This is a genomic window from Acidisoma sp. (assembly GCF_965199065.1).
GTDB lineage: Bacteria > Pseudomonadota > Alphaproteobacteria > Acetobacterales > Acetobacteraceae > Acidisoma.
This window is the reverse complement of sequence record NZ_CBDAQN010000003.1, coordinates 605,075-621,843: the sequence shown is the minus strand read 5'-3', so window position 1 is coordinate 621,843 and position 16,769 is coordinate 605,075. Positions and strand designations below refer to the sequence as shown.

Here is a 16,769-nt window from a genome sequence, read left to right as displayed (position 1 = left end):
TTACGCGGCAGGTTCCTGCGCGCGAGCGCAAACCTCCCGCATCACGGCGTTGAACATGGCGTCCGTCAGCCGGCCGGTATTCGTGTTGTAGCGCGACACGTGATAGCTGTCGCAGAGCAGCAGCCCATCCGGCAGTTCGTGGATCGCGCCGTGGCGGAAACGCACGTGGCTCTGCGGGATGCCGCAGGCCTTCAGCACCGCGGCATGGGCCAGCACGCCGAGCGCCAGCGCGACCCGCAGGTTGGGCATCCGCTGCAGTTCCTTTGTCAGGAAGCGGTTGCACGTCTTGGTTTCGGCCGGCGTCGGCAGGTTGGCCGGCGGCACGCAGCGCACCGCGTTGACGATGCGGCATCCGGTGAGGACGAGGCCGTCATCCGGACGCGCCTCATACGTCCCCTGCGCGAGGCCGAACTCGATCAGCGTCTTGTAAAGCAGAAGCCCCGCATGGTCGCCGGTGAACGGCCGCCCGGTCCGATTCGCGCCGCGCACGCCCGGCGCCATGCCGATAACGACGACCGGCGCGTCGATGGGGCCAAAGCTCGGCACCGGCGCGTTGAACCAATCGGGGTTCGCGGCCCGGTTGGCGTGCCGATACTCCACCAGCCGCGGACAAAGCGGGCAGTCGGGGGTGGGCGTGGCGGGGTCGACCGCCGCTGCGGTCAGGCTCTCGGTGCTCATCGCGTTCTGCATACCCATGCGTATCTTCCTGCTCGTCGCCTCGCCGGCATGGGCACGCGGGATGGGGAGCGCCCTTTTCAGCCTTGCGCCCGCGCCGAGGCCAGGGCAGGGAGCGCCCATGATCCTCATCGCCTTCGGCGCCAACCTGCCCGGACCCGACGGCTCTCCGCCGCAGGAGACCTGCCTGCGCGCAATCCCCGCCATCGCCGCCATCCCGGGGCTCGCCCTCGCTTCGGTGTCGCCCCTCTATATATCGGCGCCGGTGCCGATATCTGACCAGCCGCCCTACATCAATGGCGTCCTCCGTGCCGAAGGCGTGATCGACCCCGCGGAGCTGCTCGCCCGGCTGCTGGAGATCGAGAGCCAATTCGGCCGCCGGCGCACCGGCCTCAACGCCGCCCGCAGCCTCGATCTCGACATCATCGCGATGGGGCCCGTGGGGGATCTGGTTCGCGCCGCGCCCGATCCTGTCCTGCCGCATCCGAGGGCGCACGAGCGCGCCTTCGTCCTGATACCTCTTGCCGATATCGCGCCCGAGTGGCGCCACCCGATACTTGGTCGGACGGCGGCGGAGCTGGCGGCGGCACTCCCGCCTCAGCCGATCGAGCGGGCGGACCGGCCGGCCCGCTGACCGGGCGTGGTCCGCGAGCCAGCCATGCCGCCTCGCGGAAATCCTTGCGTCACCGGGTGGGAGCGGCTAGCTACCGCGTTCACTCATCTTTCACGGGGAGATTGAGCGGATGGCGCGTGTCACCGTTGAAGATTGTATTGTCCAAGTACCGAACCGCTTTGAACTGGTGCTGCTCGCAGCCCAGCGGGCCCGGAACATCGCTCGCGGCGAGGAGCTCACGCTCGATCGGGACAACGACAAGAATGCCGTCGTAGCACTGCGCGAGGTCGCCGAGGAAAGGGTCGATCTCGACCGGCTGGAGGCCGATCTGGTGCGCTCGCTCTCCCGCGCGCCCGAGCCGGAGCCGGCCGACGAGGAGGTCATGGACCTCATCCCGACCGACCAGAACATCTTCGGGTTGCAGGATGTTTCGGCGGACGAGGAGACAGCCGCCATGTCGGGCCGGGACGATCCGTCGCTGACCGATCTGGAAGCGGCGATCGAAGCCGAACTCGGCGGTCGCGGCCGGCGCTAAGCCGCCATGGTGACTGGACGACGGGAACACGCCGTCCATCGCCTGTCCGGCCCTGCCCGCGCGCCCGATGGGGCGGCGTCCCGTCAAAGCCTGGCCGAAGTGCTTGGCGCTCTTCCGTTCGCCGATCGCGAGCGGGAGCTGACGCGCCGGGTCACATCCTATGACCCGCGCGCCGACACCACCCTGATCGACGCCGCCTACGTGCTCGCCTCGGACGCCCACGCCCGGCAGCTGCGCGACAACGGCGACCCCTACATCACCCATCCGCTGGCGGTCGCCGAGATCCTCGCCGGCTACAGGCTCGACATCGGCAGCATCGTCACCGGTCTGCTGCACGACACGATCGAGGATACCGGAACCAAGCTTCCCGAGATCGAGCGGCGCTTCGGTCAGGACGTTGCCGGGCTGGTCGATGGCGTGACCAAGCTCACCCGGCTCGAATTGCAGTCGGACCGCACCAAGCAGGCCGAAAACTTCCGCAAGCTCGTTCTCGCCCTCAGCCGCGACATCCGCGTGCTCCTCGTCAAGCTCGCGGACCGGCTGCACAACATGCGGACGCTTCATTTCGTCGAGAATGAGGATCGCCGGCAGCGCATCGCGCGCGAGACGATGGAGATCTACGCGCCGCTTGCAGGCCGTATCGGCATGGACGCGATCAAGAGCGAGCTGCAGAGCCTGTCCTTCGCGCAGTTGGAGCCGGAGGCGTTCGACAGCATCCAGGCGCGGCTGAACTTCCTGCGCGGCCAGGGCGCCGACATCATCGAGGAGGTGCGGCAGGAACTCATCCGCGTCTGCCGCGCCGCCGGGCTGGACGGTATCGAGGTCACCGGGCGCGAGAAGTCGCCCTACTCGATCTGGGAGAAGATCCAGCACCGGAACATCGCCTACGAGCAGCTGTCGGACATCATGGCCTTCCGCGTGCTCGTGCCGACGCGCGACGACTGCTACATGGCGCTCGGCGCGATCCATTCGGCGTTCCCGGTCATCGCCGGCCGCTTCAAGGACTACATTTCGACGCCGAAGGCCAACGGCTACCAGAGCATCCATACCGGCGTCACGCTGCGGGAGCCGCGCAACCAGAAGATCGAGGTCCAGATCCGGACCTTCGCGATGCACGACGTGGCCGAGAACGGCGTCGCCGCGCACTGGTTGTACAAGGATCGCGAATCCTCGGTCGCCTCCGACCTGCAGCGGTTCCGGTGGGTGCAGGACCTGCTGGAAATTCTCGAGAACAGTCAGGCGCCGGACGAGTTCCTCGAGAACACCAAGCTCGAACTCTACCGCGACCAGGTCTTCTGCTTCACGCCGAAGGGCGAGCTCATCCAGCTGCCGCGCGGGGCGACCTCGGTCGATTTCGCCTATGCCGTGCACAGCCAGGTCGGCGACACCTGCGTCGGCGCCAAGATCAATGGCCGGCTGATGCCGCTGCGCTACGAGCTGGAGAACGGCGACCAGGTCGAGATCATGACGGCGCGTGGCGGCACGCCGTCTCCGCAATGGGAACGCTTCGTCGTCACCGGCAAGGCGCGGGCGCGCATTCGCCGCTTCGTCGCCCAGCAGCAGCGGACGATCAATCGCGAGCAAGGCCGCGCGGTTCTCGCCAAGGCCTTTCGCCAGGAAGGACTGGATGGCTCCGAGCGCGCTTTGGAGCCGGCTCTCAAGGCGCTGAAGTGCCTCACGATCGACGATCTGTATGTCGCCGTGGCGAGCGGCCACATCGGACCGAAGGACGTGGTTCACGCGGCCTATCCGGAGATGCGCGAGACGGCGCGTGCTCCGCGCCTGCTGCCCGGCATGGGGTTGCCGCCGCGTCCGGCGGGCGCGCGTCCGGGTTCCAAGGCCGACGGCAGCCCGGCGGGCGCACCGATCCGCGGCATCATCTCGGGCATGGTGGTGAGCTATGCGGGATGCTGCCATCCGCTGCCCGGCGACCCTATCGTGGGCATCGTCGCGACCGGCCGGGGCGTCACCATCCACACCCGGGACTGCGCGCAGCTGCAGAGCTTCGCCGCGACGCCCGAACGGTTCCTCGACGTGGAGTGGGACGACACGCTGCCGCCGCAGGCCCGCGGTGGCCAAGCCTATTCCGGCCGGATCAGCATCATCGCCACCAACGAGCGCGACCTGTTGCCCAACATCTCCAACGCCGTGACCAAACATGATGGCTCGGTCCTCAACCTGCGCGTCGGCAGCCGGCAGCAGGATTTCTGCGAGATCCTGCTCGACGTGGAGGTGCGCGACCTGCGCCACCTCTCGACCGTGATGGCGGGCCTCAGGGCGACGTCGGGCATTACCCAGGTAGAGCGGGCGAAGGGCTGATGATCATCGGCATCGGGTCGGACCTCTGTGACATCCGGCGGGTGGAGCGCGCCATCGACCGCTTCGGCGACCGCTTTCTGGAGCGGGTCTTCACCGAAACCGAACGCGCCAAGGCGATGCGGCGCATGGAGAAGCTGCGGGCGCCGACCTTCGCCAAGCGGTTCGCGGCCAAGGAGGCTTGCGCCAAGGCACTCGGCACAGGGTTCAGCGGCGGCGTGTTCATGTCCGATCTTGGCGTGGTGAACAGGCCCTCGGGCCAGCCGACGTTCCTGTTGACGGGCGGCGCCGCCGCACGCCTCGCGGCGCTGACGCCGCCGGGCATGGTCGCCGATGTCGCGCTCACGATGACCGACGAATACCCCTACGCCTTCGCCCAGGTCATCATCTCCGCCGTATCAGGCTAACGGGCGAGGGCTCGCAGGTAGTCGTGTGCCGCGTCCCAGTCCGCGGCCCCCGCCGATAGGCCGATATAGCCGTCGGGGCGGACAATCAGCAGCCGGTCTGGGCCGGGCGGGATGCGCGGCTCCAACTCGAGCAGCGACGGGTAAGCCGCCGCGCATGCCAGCGCCTTCGCGCCCTCCGCGAACAGGACGAAGCGCGGTTCGCTCCCGCTGCCGGGCGGGACGCCACTGTAATGCTCGGGCGGCATCCGCTCACCCGGCGCGAAACCATACTGGGCATGGCGTCCTCCGGCCGAGAGCGGACTGTCGCCGTAGGCGATCCCCGTTTCAGCCATCTGCGTCGCCATCCGGTCGCGGACCGTATGCAGGCCCATCACGAACCGCATCGCGAGGTTCCGTACAGCCTGGGCCGCAGGGTTGGAGAGCGTCGCCATGTCGGTCAGCCGGGTGGCATTTCGCAGCACCATGTCGCCGACCGCGCTGCGCTCCGGGCTGTAGCTGTCGAGCAAGCTTGGAGCCGCCGCGCCCTTCTTCACCAGGGCAAGCTTCCAGGCCAGGTTGATGGCATCCTGCATGCCGGTGTTCATGCCCTGACCGCCGGCCGGGCTATGGATATGCGCGGCGTCCCCCGCCAGAAACACCGACTTGTGGGCATAGGCGGCCACCTTCCGCTCCTGCACCCGGAAGGTCGAAAGCCATTCAGGGTCCGTCACCTGGAACCCGCCCGCGGTCCTCTCGTCGGCGAGGACCTGGACCCCGTCGAGCGTCGGGTCCGGGCGAGGGTGGTCGGGGTCGGTCTTGCCGACGGTCGCCACGATGCGCGAGCGCCCGCCCGGCATCGGAAACACCACGAACAGCCCGTCCCGGTGCAGAAAGACCGTCACCTCATCCGCGGGCGGCGCGCCTTCGCCCTCCAGCCGGACATCCGCCAGGAACCAGTCGTCGCCCTGCGGCTTGCCGTCGAAGTTCACCCCGAGAAGGTGGCGTATCGTGCTGTGCGCGCCGTCGCAGCCCACCAGCCAGCGGGCCTCGACCGTCTCCTGCCGGCCGTCAGCATGACGCAGCGTCGCCTCGACATGGTCAGGCTGATTGTCGAAGGCGGTCAGTTCGACCTCGCGCTCGACACCGACACCGAAGGTGCCGAGGTGACCCGTCATCAGCCGCTCGGTATCCCTTTGCGGGACCATGAGCCCGAAATTGTAGGTGCTTGGGATGCTGTCGAGCCGCGCCGACGCCAGAACGATCCGGCCGTGATGCATCGAGACGCCGTGCGAGCGGATGCCGGCGGCTAGAAACGCCTCGGTGCAGCCCATCCGGTCGAAAAGTTCGAGCGTGCGGCTCCAGACCACCAGCGCCTTGGAGGTCGTGCTCGCGTGCGGCGCCTTGTCGATGAGGCGGACGCCGAGGCCATAGCGGGCGGCTTCCGCCGCCATCGTGAGACCCACCGGCCCCGCGCCGATCACAATAACGTCTATCATTGCGACCTCCCTGGATGCGCGGCCCGGATGAGCTTCGCTCAGGCCGACGGAGGTACGCAACAGCTTATCAGGTAATCAGGCCTCCACAGTTAGGGCCTCCACCCTGTCCCGACCTTCGCGCTTGGCGGCGTAGAGGGCGTCGTCCGACTCCCGGATCAGCTCATCGGACCGCATGCCCGGCTTGGCGAGGCCCACGCCGATGCTCACGCTGACGATCGAGGTCGTCGGGCTTGCCGCATGGTCGAGACTGAGGGCACGGATGCCCGCAAGCACGCGCTGGGCGATATGCCGCGCGCCGTCCAGGCTCGTCGACGGCAGGATCACGGCGAACTCTTCGCCGCCATAACGCGCGGCGGTGTCGCGCGGGCGGCGGATCGCGCCGACGATCGCCTGCGCCACCTGATGCAGGCATTCGTCCCCTGCCAGATGGCCGTAGCGGTCGTTGAACAGCTTGAAGTGGTCGATGTCGATGAGCAGCAGGGCGGTGGCTTCATTCCGCCGCGCCGCGTCCCGCAGCGTGAGATGGAGCTGCCGGTTGAAGTGGCGCCGGTTGAACAGCTCCGTGGTCGCGTCGATCGCGGCCTGTTCAGCCAGCCTCTCGTTCAGGCGGAGGACACGGGCGTAAAGCAGTGTGACCTCGCGCAGAAAGACGATGAGCACCGTGACGGCGGTGACGACGGAGATCGCGCGGGCGATGTACCAGCCGATTGAAAACCGGATGCCGGCCTTCAGGGTCAGGGCCGCGTCGAGCGTCGAGGCGAGCACCGCGAGGGCGATGCCGAGGTCGAGCACGGTTCGCCCGCGGGTCACCCGAAGCACGACGACGAGGGCGGCGAGGTTCAGCGCGATGACGACGTGCCCGGCGATCGAGTGCGTGAGACCGCCATAGCTGACGCCGCTGACGAGGACGGGAAGGTCCGCGTGGAACCAGGCGACGAGGACAACCAGGATTGCCGCCAGGCCCAGCACCAGTGCCGCCATTGCGACACAATGCGCGGTCCTCGGCCTCGCAAGGCCGGTGGCGCCCTGTCTCTGCCGCCAGCTCACGGCCATGGCCGCCATGACCATGGCCGGGAAGCCGCTATGCCAGAAAATCCAAATCCATACGGAGCCCTGTGGACCCGCGCGGAACAGCCCGGACAGGGAAAGCGCGCCCGGCAGAACAATCAACTGCCCGCACGCCATGGCGCTGCTGAACAGGTAGGCGCCGGCGACCCAGAGGAGGTCGAAGCGGCGCGACAGAGGCGTATGAACGAACAGCAGGTAGGCCGTTATCAGCTCGGTCACGATCACCGAGGTGATGTAGCTCGGGATGAAGGCAGGCAGCGGCGTCATCAAAGCGTCGGCGTGGATGTAGGTGATCGCGAAGATCACGCACAAAGCGGCAGCGAAGCCGAGAAACGTCAGGCGGTGCCGTAGCGCAACCACTTCGGTCCCGAAGCCCTCGCGCAGCCTGTCGCGAATGTCGCGGCCAGTGATGAAATCGGGCGGCGCCGAACGCCTGATGCCGACACTAGCCTGTGCTACTGAGCTATTATCCATGCGCCATCATCTATATGATCTATTGGTCACCCAAAAGGCTTACAGCAGTAAATGGGCTTTGGATGCGATAATCATATGGACAGGCATCATTTAGGGCAGATTTCGCCGCCCTGATTGCGGTTGCGAGATCCTGCTGTCGCGGGGCCTGCGGCGCTGCGGAGACGAGAGCCGCGTGCAGCGCCTCGAACGCCGGGCGTGCCCCGCCAAGGGCGCCTTGGTGATGGCGCAGATTTGGGTCGATCAGTGCGGCGATCGGCGGTACCAGTCCCGGCGCCCGTGCCCGCGGTAGTCCCAGCACCTCGCGGAGGTGGCCCGCGATGGCGTCGGGCCTCGTGAACCAGTCGTCGTAGTCGATGACCGCCGCCAGTTCGTCGCCAACCTGCCCGAGGACAGTGATCGTGTTCGCCGCCCACATCGCCTCCGCGCTGTCGCGCCGCAAGCGGTTCCGCCGCATGAGGGAGGCGGCAACGGCGGCGGGTGCCCGAGCCGCCAGGATGAACACGGGGTCGAGCGAAAGTTCCGCAATGATCTCCCGCCACAATGGCAGGAAGCAGAGGGTGCGCGGGTCTTTGAAGCCCCACAGCCCGTCGGCCTCGGTGATCTCCCGCTTCACGATCGCCATCAGCCGCCGCTTCGCCATGTGCGTGTCGCCGCTGGCAAGCCAGCCTTCGGGGAGGGCACGCCGCCCGTTCGGCCCGTGCCACGTCCGGTCGAACCCATCGAGCAAGGCCTCATGGATGTGGACGATCTCAGCCTGTTCCCAGTAACCATGAACGTTGTCTCGGCGCCCGCGATTGAGCAGGGTGACGCCGAGCGGCAAGCCTTCCGCGGCAAGCAGCCGCGCGAGCATGGAGGTGCCGCTTCGATGCATGCCCATGATCAGGACGATGCGACCGCGGCTTGTTGTCATCGGTAGGTTAGCCGGATCATCGGGCCAGATTGCTACGATTCCGGAACGAATGCAAGATATCTCATGAGGAGCTCGGCCGATGACGCAAAGTCCGATTACCGCGATCGACAGCCCGCGGTCGCGCCGGGGCGCCGACGTGCTTCTGGAGATTCTGCGCAGCGAGGGGGTCGAATACATCTTCGGCAATCCGGGCACGACGGAGTTGCCGCTGATGGACGCGTTGATCGGCGAGCGGGACATCCAGTACATCTGGGCGCTGCAGGAGGCGAGCGCCGTCGCCATGGCAGACGGCTACGCGCAGGCGGCGCGGCGGCCGGGCTTCCTCAACCTGCATACGGCGGGAGGCCTCGGCCACGGCATGGGCAATCTCCTCAACGCCCAGGCATCGCAGACGCCGCTGGTGGTGACCGCTGGCCAGCAGGACAGCCGCCACACCATCACCGATCCGCTGCTGTTCGGTGACCTCATCCAGATTGCGCGCCCGGCGGTGAAGTGGGCGCAGGAGGTGGCGCACGCCGACCAACTGCCGATCCTCGTCCGCCGCGCCTTCCATGATGCGAACGCAGCGCCGGCCGGGCCGGTGTTCCTCTCGCTGCCGATGGATGTGATGGAGGAGATGAGCACCGTTGCCATCGCCGACCCCTCGAGGATCGACCGGCGGACGGTTGCGGGTTCGCTCGACGAGTTGGCCACGCGGCTGGCCGCGATCGAGCCGGGGCGGCTGCTCATCATCGCCGGCGACGAGGTCTATGGCGCGGAAGCGGCGGCAGAGGTTGCGCGCGTCGCCGAGATGCTCGGCGCGCCGGTCTATGGGTCGTCCTGGCCGTCCAGATTGCCGTTCCCGACCGCGCACCCGCTCTGGGCGGGCAACATGCCGAACAAGGGCCGCGAGATTTACGACAAGCTGACGCAGTACGACGCGATCTTCGCGCTGGGCGGCAAGTCGCTCATCACCATCCTTTACTCGGCGGGTCCGATCATTCCCGCAAGTTGCGCGGTCTACCAGATGTCGACGGATGTGCGCGATCTCGGCCGCACCTACTCGACGCAGCTTTCGGTGGTGGGAGACATCCAGGCGTCGCTCCGCGCGCTGATGCCGTTCCTGGCAGCGGCCACCGCCCCGCGCGCCGACGCGTACGCGGCGCTGCTCTCCCAGGCGGCGCTGGACCGGACGCGCAACCGGGCGGAGCGCGAGGCGCGGGCCGAGCGGGAATGGCCGGCTCCCGTGATCACGCCCTTCGTCGCCGCGCGGGAAGCGGCGCGCGCGATCGGACCCGATATCCACATCGTGGACGAGGCGATCGCGACGGCATTGCACCTGCGTGGGTTCCTCAACAGCCAGTCCGCGACGCAATATTCCTTCCTCCGAGGCGGCGCGCTCGGTTGGGGAATGGGGGCGGCGGTGGGCTGTTCGCTGGGACTGGGGCGGCAGCCGGTGGTGTCGCTGGTCGGTGACGGCGCCGCGCTCTACTCCCCGCAGGCGATGTGGACCGCGGCGCATGAGAAGCTTCCGGTGACGTTCGTCGTCATGAACAACCGCGAATACAACGTGCTGAAGAATTTCATGAAGGGGCAGGCGAACTACCTGTCGACGCGGAGCAACCGCTACATCGCGATGGACATCGCGGAGCCCGCGATCGATTACGTGCTGATGGCGCAGTCGATGGGGTTGCCGGCGCGACGGGTGGAGCGCGCGGGCGATGTGGCGGCCGCGATCGAAGCGGGCATCGCCTCGGGGCAGGCCAATCTGGTCGAGGTCATCATCGGCGTGGAATGAGGCGCACATCCGGGTGGCCGGGGCAGGAAACGCGGACGACTGCCAAGGCTACCGAGGAAAATCGACCATCCGGCGCAGGTTCTCGTCCCACAGGGCGAATGACGGCGCCCGGAAAGCATCGCGCAGGCTGAGGGTGTGCGCCATGCCGGTGACCTCGGGACAACCGTCCTGGCAAGCCTGCAAACGGTAGTTCGGGATGCCTGGGCGCAGGTGGTGAATATGATGCAGCCCGATGTTGCCGCTGAACCACTGGAGAACAGCCGGGAGCTTCAAATGGGATGCTCCGTGCAGCGACGCCTCGCTGCTACTCCAATCCTCGCCGGATGACCATAATGCGTCCTCGAACCGGTGCTGAACCGAAAACAGCCAGATGCCTATGATGGCGGCGAGGCACAGGGGTGGCGCGTTCACGAGCAGAACAGCCTTGATGCCGAAAAGATAAATGAGCAGACCTGCGACCGCGACGAGCGCCAAATCCAGAGTAGCGACGCTCAACCGCTCGCGGCGACAAATCGCGGGCGTATCGAACGGGATGCGATATAGAAGAATGAAAACCACGGGCGGCAACAAGAAATGCATCAGCGCCGGATGATGCGTGGCGCGATACAGCCATCGCCGGACACGTCCAAGATCGGCGTATTCGGAAACCGTCAGACAGTCGGAGAAGAAGTCGGCAGGAACGCCGCGCGTATCGAGGTTGTTCCAGCTTCCGTGGTGCCGCGCATGAAGCCGTCTCCAATATGCGAAGGGCGTCAAAGTGACCAGGCTGCACGCCAGACCCACCAAGCCGTTTATCCGCTTCGATGGAAACAGGGAACCGTGGCCGCAATCGTGCTGCAGCATGAAAATCCGCACGATCAGCCCGCTGACCGGCAGTGCAAGGACCAGCGTCAGCCACACGGAAATACGCAGACTCTCATACGATGCGGTCAGAGCCGCGATGTAGAGCAGGAACGTGGATGCGGTCTGCCACGAGGCCTGTCCCCATAGAGGCGCCTGATAGGTCCTCAGGCTCCCCAGTTGAGACGGCTCCGGCATCGAGCGATGCGAAGATGTCGGCGTCAAGCAGTTCGCTCCAGCGGTGATCCGTCCTGAGCCAGGCCGCATAAATCATTTCGCAGCGCTGGCGCTTATGCACCGCTTCCGGATCAATCACCACCTCGTAATAATACGTAGAAGACGCTCATTCGCTATCATTGACGGTAGTCGGCGAGCTACGGCATGAGCCGAGTCACGGCGCTTGCACCAGTCTGGCATCCCCGGAGACAGTGGCGGAGACCGTCACCGCATCCGCCTGCGCGCTCGGCGGCGGGGCCGCGGTCGCCGCCATCGTCATCATGCGTGATTGCCCGAGGGGGCGCACTGGCGGCCCCGCGTCTTCGCCGACCGTGACGCTTTGGAAGCCTTGCAGAGTGAGGTGGAGCAGGCGGGCCACCGTCGTCGCACGCCGGGTCAGCAGATCAACGGCGTGACCCATCGCCTGCTCGTAGCTTTTCTCGGTGGTGGCGGGCGAAAGCTGCCAGCCGAGGTCACCGACCGCCAGCCCCTCCTGTTGCAACGTGCCGACGAGCGTCAGCAAGATCCCGCCGTCCGTGGAGCGCAAACCGACGCCTTGGCTCGCATGCCAGACATCCTTGGGGTCCGTCTCATGCCAGACGGAATACTGCGCGGTGCTGGCGGTGACGGCCGAAGGGCCTTTCGCGGCGCCGAGGGCCGTTTGCACCATCTTGTTCACCTGTGCTTGCGCGGCGCCAGCCGTCTGCGCGTCCGCATTCGCGGTAAGTTGCGCCACCAACTCATCCGGCATGGCGGAGACGGAGGCAGTCACGGTGAGGTGCAGGATGGTGCCGGCGTGCGCCGCCGGAACCGCTGCAAACGCCAGCAGCGCGATCACGGCGGCACGTCTCATGACGCCGCTTTCCCTCAGCTCTTGAGGGCTTTGTTCGCCGGGTCGAAGGGACTGTCCGCGATCACCACCGCACGGTGCCGCTCGCCAAGGATCGTCACCTCCAGCGGCTGGCCGATGACCGCCAGATCCGGCCGCACCATGGCAAGTGCGAGGGACTTGCCCGTGCGCCAGCCGAACCCGCCTGAGGTTGTCCGCCCAACGAGGTCGTTGGCGATATAGATCGGCTCCGATCCCCTCGCGTCTGCGTCTGTCACGTCCTGTACCTCGAGCGTCACGAAGGCATTCGCGAGGCCATCGTCGCGCCAGGTCAGCGCCGCGTCGCGGCCGAGGAACTCGCCCTTCTTCAACGAGATGAAGCGGTCGAGGCCAGACTCGTACGCGCAATACTCGATCGACATCTCGCGCGGGATGATCTTGTAGGATTTCTCCAGCCGCAGGCTGTCCATCGCCTTGATGCCGAAGGGCTTGAGGTCGAATTCGGCTCCGGCCTCGAACAGCAGGTCGAACAGGTAGTTCTGCATCTCGATCGGGTGGTGCAACTCCCAGCCCAACTCGCCGACGTAGTTCACGCGCATGGCGAGCGCCGTTGCGGCACCGACCGAAAGCATCTTGCCGGTGAGCCAGGGGAAGCTGGCGTTGGAGAGATCCGTCTCGGTGAGCTTCGCCAGCAGGTCCCGCGACCGCGGTCCCGCCAGCACGAAGACGCCGTATTGCGTCGTCACCGTCTCGAAGGTGACGCTGCCGTCAGTCGGCAGCAGCTTCATGAGGTAGTCGCGGTCGTGCCGTTCCAGCGCGCCCGCAGAGACGAGGTAGAAGCGGTTCGGCCCCATGCCGAAGACGGTGAACTCCGACCGCACGCCGCCGCGCTTGGTCAGAAGGTAGGACAGCGACACCCGCCCGGGCTTCGGCGTCTTGTTCGTCAGGATGCTATCGAGCCATGCGGCGGCCCCCGGCCCCGAGACCTCGAACTTCGCGAAGGCGCTCATGTCGAGCAGGCCGACCTTCTCGTGCACATGGCGGCATTCCGCCCCGACATGCGGGAAGGCGTTGGAGCGGCGGAAGCTCCACTTCTCGCGGATGACACCCTTCGCGTCCGGCTCCGCATGGTTCTCATTGAGCAGAACATCGGTTTTGGCGAGGTCGGCCTCGGTCAGCGCATAGTCAGCGGGCGCGAACCAGCCCGGACGCTCCCAGCCATAGACGGTGCCGAACACGGCACCTTTGGCGGCCATGCGGTCGTAGCAGGGCGAGCGCTTGAGCCCGCGCGCGGCGCCGCGTTCTTCCTCCGGGTAGTGGACGGAGAAGACCTTGGCATAGGCTTCCTCGGTCTTCTGCCGCAGGTAGCCGCGCCCGGCATAGGGGCCGAAGCGGCGCGGATCGACGCCCATCATGTCGACGGACGGCTCGCCCTCGACGATCCATTCGGCGAGCTGCCACCCCGCGCCCCCGGCGGCGGTGATGCCGAAGCTATGGCCCTCATTGAGCCAGAAATTCTTGAGGTTCCACGCTGGCCCGACGATGGGGCTGCCATCGGGCGTATAGGCGATGGCCCCGTTATAGACCTTCTTGACGCCGACTTCGCCAAACGCGGGGACGCGCTCGATGGCGGTCTCGATATAGGGCGCCAGACGGTCGAGATCTTCCTGGAACAGCTCGTATTCGGACTGGGGCGAGGGACCGTCGACATAGCAACAGGGCGCGCCGACCTCGTAAGGTCCGAGCAGCAGCCCACCCGCTTCCTCGCGCATATACCAGGAGCTGTCGGCTTCGCGCAGCACACCCATCTCGGGCAGGCCGCGGGCGCGCCGCTCCATGATGAGCGGGTGCTGTTCCGTCACGATATACTGGTGCTCGACCGGGATCACGGGAATGTCGAGGCCGACCATCTCGCCGGTCTTGCGCGCGAAGTTGCCTGTGGCGGACACAACGTGTTCGCAGGTGATCTCGCCGCGGTCGGTGGTGACGAGCCATTCGCCGTTGGGTTTCTGGCTGATCGCGGTGACGGTGGTGTTGCGGTATATCTCGGCGCCTCGGTTGCGCGCGCCACGCGCCATCGCCTGGGTGAGGTCGGCGGGCTGGATGTAGCCGTCCTCGCGGTGCTGGATGGCGCCGATGATGCCGTGCGTTTCCATCAGCGGCCAGATTTCCTTCACCTCGATGGGCGTCAGGAACTCGACCGAGACGCCGATGGTGCGCGCGATGCCGGCGTAATACTTGTATTCGTCCATCCGGTCCTGTGTGCGGGCGAGCCGGATGTTGGAGACGTTGCTGAGCCCGGCATTGAGCCCGGTTTCCTCTTCCAGCGACTTGTAGAGGTTGACCGAGTATTTGTGCAGCTGGCCGACCGAGTAGCTCAGGTTGAACAGCGGCAGCAGGCCCGCGGCGTGCCAGGTGGAGCCGGAAGTCAGCTCGCGCCGTTCGATGAGGACGACGTCGCTCCAACCCTTCTTCGCGAGGTGGTAGAGCGTGCCGACGCCAACCGCGCCTCCGCCGATGACGACAACGCGCGCCTGGGTCTTCATGAGGCTACCTTCGGGCTGGTGGTATCAGCGCCGCAGGATAGGGAGTGGGCACGGCCGCGCAACAGAAGCTTTTCGCCGGGGAATTTGAAGGTTTGCGCCGCTGTCGAGAACGTGTCGGTCAAGCTGATGGAAATCGAGCCGGACGTGCGGTAGCCCCAAAGAACAGTTCAAAGGAAAAGACATGCTCGCATCGTTCCTGATGGGCCTGGTCGGCGGTCAGCGCTCGATGACGCCGCTGGCGACGGTCTCGGTCGCGTCGTCGCTGGGCGGCCTTTCCACCGATAGTGGTGCGCCGCGGATCATCGCCCATCCACTTGTCGCCTGGGCCACATTGGGCCTCGCGGCCGCCGAACTGGCGGGGGACAAGATGAAGACGGCGCCCGATCGCATCATCCCCATCGGGCTCGCCGCGCGCTTCGTCACCTCGGCCATCGCAGGTGCGGCACTTGCGCCATCGTCACGGCGCTGGCTTGGCGCGGCGGTCGGGGGCACGACGGCGGTCGCGGCCTCCTATTTCGGCTGGTGCACCCGGAAAGCGTTCATGCCGCGCTACGGTCAGACTCCAACCGGCCTGGTCGAGGATGCCATCGTCATCATCGGCGCCATCGCCATCATGAGAGCCGGTGGCACGCGCTCGGGCCAGCGCGTTGCCAGGTCATAGGCGTGGCCGATCTGCAGGCAGCTCAACTCACCCTGCGGACGGCCGATGATCTGCATTCCCATCGGCAGGCCAGCTGACCCGAACCCCACCGGCACGTTCAGCGCAGGCAGCTGCGCCATGGTGGCGGGGATCACCACCTCCATCCAGCGATGGTAGGTGTCCATCGCTCGCCCCGCGATCGTCCGGGGCCAATGCAGCTCTGCCGGAAAGGGAAAGACCTGCGCCGTCGGCAGCACGAGATGGTCGTAGCGCTCGAACAACCCCAGCATGTGCAGATACCATCGCGTCCGCACGGCCAGGGCCGCCGATATCGCCGAGCCGGAAATGTCCAGCCCGCGCGCGATCTCCCACTGCGCCTCGGGCTTGAGCAGATCCCGCCGCGCCGGATCGGCATAGGCCTCACCGAGATTGGCGGCGACACCCCAGCTGCGTAGCGTCGTCCAGGCCTCCCACAGCTCGCCCATCGGAAACCCGATAGCGACCGGCTCGATGGTGGCGCCCAGCAGCTCGAAGACATCGAGGGCGCTTTCGCAGAGCGGCAGGATGCCGGGCTCCACGGCCAGATAGCCGCCGAGGTCGCCGAGCCAGCCGATGCGCCGGCCCGCGACCGGCGCGTCCAGCGGCGCGGTTATGCTCGCCGCCGTCTGCCGGATCGAGAGCGGCGCGCGCGGATCGGGCCCCGCCTGCACCGAGAGCAGCAGTGCGAGGTCCTCGACGCTTCGTGCCATGGGTCCGGCCACGGTGAGGGAGGCGGCGAAGACATCCGCCGCCTCCGCCGGCACACGGCCAAAGCTCGGGCGGAAACCGAAGACATTGTTGAAGGCCGCCGGGTTACGCAAGCTGCCGGCATGATCCGAGCCGTCGGCGAGCGGCACCATTCGGGTTGCGAGCGCCACTGCCGCGCCACCGCTGCTGCCGCCTGCCGTGCGGCTCTGGTCGTAGGCGTTCAGCGTGGTGCCGAAGACCGTATTGTAGGTATGGGAACCGAAACCGAACTCCGGCACGTTCGTCTTGCCGATGAAGATCGCGCCCGCCGCTCGCAGCCGGCTGACCATGATGGAGTCTGCGCTCGCGATCTGATTGCGGAGCAGCGGCGAGCCCATGGTTGTCGGCAGGCCGGCGACCGCCTCCACATCCTTGACTGCGAAGGGCAGGCCGTGCAGCGGCCCGCGGGGCTCGCCCTGGTCATACTCTTCTGCCTGGGCGAGCAGGGTGGGGCGCTCGACCCGCGATACGATGGCGTTCACCGCCGGATTGATCGCGTCGATGCGATCAAGAAACCCCGTCATTACGTCAACGCAAGAGAGCTTCCTGCTTGCGATCAGTCTTGCGAGGTCAACAGCCGGAAGCAGTGTCAGATCGGTCAAGGCGCGGTTCCATAGACGAAAGTTTCTCGGTTCTTTTTTCCAGAAAAGAACTCGCGCCCT

The 16,769-nt window shown here is 66.7% G+C and carries 14 protein-coding genes; 6 read left to right on the top strand and 8 right to left on the bottom strand.

From position 1 onward, the window contains the following. Complete coding sequence (locus ACOEQ1_RS11055; protein WP_419759302.1) at nt 1-696, bottom strand: uracil-DNA glycosylase; 696 nt, start codon at nt 694-696, stop codon at nt 1-3. Nucleotides 697-796: 100 nt separating this feature from the next. Between ACOEQ1_RS11055 and folK the strand changes: the two genes are divergently transcribed. From folK to acpS, 4 genes are all read left to right on the top strand, one after another. Beyond that, nucleotides 797-1,309, top strand: coding sequence for a 2-amino-4-hydroxy-6-hydroxymethyldihydropteridine diphosphokinase (gene folK, locus ACOEQ1_RS11050; RefSeq protein ID WP_419759301.1), 513 nt, complete (start codon nt 797-799; stop codon nt 1,307-1,309). Between the two features lie 109 nt (nt 1,310-1,418). Beyond that, on the top strand, nt 1,419-1,823 hold the full coding sequence (rpoZ, locus tag ACOEQ1_RS11045; RefSeq protein ID WP_419759300.1) for a DNA-directed RNA polymerase subunit omega: 405 nt from the start codon (nt 1,419-1,421) through the stop codon (nt 1,821-1,823). Nucleotides 1,824-1,829: 6 nt separating this feature from the next. Further along, nucleotides 1,830-4,142 carry a RelA/SpoT family protein gene (locus ACOEQ1_RS11040; protein WP_419759299.1) on the top strand — a complete coding sequence of 771 codons (2,313 nt, stop codon included), beginning with the start codon at nt 1,830-1,832 and terminating at the stop codon, nt 4,140-4,142. Further along, nucleotides 4,142-4,546, top strand: coding sequence for a holo-ACP synthase (gene acpS / locus ACOEQ1_RS11035; RefSeq protein WP_419759298.1), 405 nt, complete (start codon nt 4,142-4,144; stop codon nt 4,544-4,546). Before ACOEQ1_RS11040 ends, acpS begins: the two co-directional genes overlap by 1 nt. Here acpS and ACOEQ1_RS11030 read toward each other — a convergent pair. The 3 genes from ACOEQ1_RS11030 to ACOEQ1_RS11020 form a co-directional block, all read right to left on the bottom strand. After that, nucleotides 4,543-6,021 carry an FAD-dependent monooxygenase gene (locus ACOEQ1_RS11030; RefSeq protein ID WP_419759297.1) on the bottom strand — a complete coding sequence of 493 codons (1,479 nt, stop codon included), beginning with the start codon at nt 6,019-6,021 and terminating at the stop codon, nt 4,543-4,545. The two genes, acpS and ACOEQ1_RS11030, sit on opposite strands and share 4 nt — an antisense overlap. A gap of 75 nt (nt 6,022-6,096) precedes the next feature. Beyond that, the gene (locus ACOEQ1_RS11025; protein WP_419759296.1) at nt 6,097-7,563 is read right to left on the bottom strand and encodes a diguanylate cyclase domain-containing protein; all 1,467 of its coding nucleotides are present in this window, start codon (nt 7,561-7,563) and stop codon (nt 6,097-6,099) included. 19 nt (nt 7,564-7,582) lie between these two features. After that, entirely contained in the window at nt 7,583-8,473 is an 891-nt protein-coding gene (locus tag ACOEQ1_RS11020) for a sulfotransferase family protein (protein WP_419759295.1), read from the bottom strand. 79 nt (nt 8,474-8,552) lie between these two features. On the opposite strand from ACOEQ1_RS11020, the gene ACOEQ1_RS11015 reads away from it, so the two are divergent. Beyond that, on the top strand, nt 8,553-10,250 hold the full coding sequence (locus ACOEQ1_RS11015; protein WP_419759294.1) for a thiamine pyrophosphate-binding protein: 1,698 nt from the start codon (nt 8,553-8,555) through the stop codon (nt 10,248-10,250). Between the two features lie 48 nt (nt 10,251-10,298). Here the strand turns inward: ACOEQ1_RS11015 and ACOEQ1_RS11010 are convergent, their stop codons facing one another. The 3 genes from ACOEQ1_RS11010 to ACOEQ1_RS11000 all read right to left on the bottom strand — a co-directional run bounded on the left by ACOEQ1_RS11010 (nt 10,299) and on the right by ACOEQ1_RS11000 (nt 14,681). Then, nucleotides 10,299-11,315: a fatty acid desaturase family protein gene (locus tag ACOEQ1_RS11010; RefSeq protein ID WP_419759293.1), complete on the bottom strand. Its 1,017-nt coding sequence runs from the start codon at nt 11,313-11,315 to the stop codon at nt 10,299-10,301. A 166-nt stretch (nt 11,316-11,481) separates the two neighbouring features. Then, the gene (locus tag ACOEQ1_RS11005; RefSeq protein WP_419759292.1) at nt 11,482-12,159 is read right to left on the bottom strand and encodes an SIMPL domain-containing protein; all 678 of its coding nucleotides are present in this window, start codon (nt 12,157-12,159) and stop codon (nt 11,482-11,484) included. 14 nt (nt 12,160-12,173) lie between these two features. Beyond that, nucleotides 12,174-14,681: a GcvT family protein gene (locus ACOEQ1_RS11000; protein WP_419759291.1), complete on the bottom strand. Its 2,508-nt coding sequence runs from the start codon at nt 14,679-14,681 to the stop codon at nt 12,174-12,176. Nucleotides 14,682-14,862: 181 nt separating this feature from the next. On the opposite strand from ACOEQ1_RS11000, the gene ACOEQ1_RS10995 reads away from it, so the two are divergent. Then, entirely contained in the window at nt 14,863-15,342 is a 480-nt protein-coding gene (locus ACOEQ1_RS10995; protein ID WP_419759290.1) for a hypothetical protein, read from the top strand. Here the strand turns inward: ACOEQ1_RS10995 and ACOEQ1_RS10990 are convergent. Beyond that, entirely contained in the window at nt 15,237-16,709 is a 1,473-nt protein-coding gene (locus ACOEQ1_RS10990; protein ID WP_419759289.1) for an amidase, read from the bottom strand. The two genes, ACOEQ1_RS10995 and ACOEQ1_RS10990, sit on opposite strands and share 106 nt — an antisense overlap. Nucleotides 16,710-16,769 lie beyond the last annotated feature (60 nt).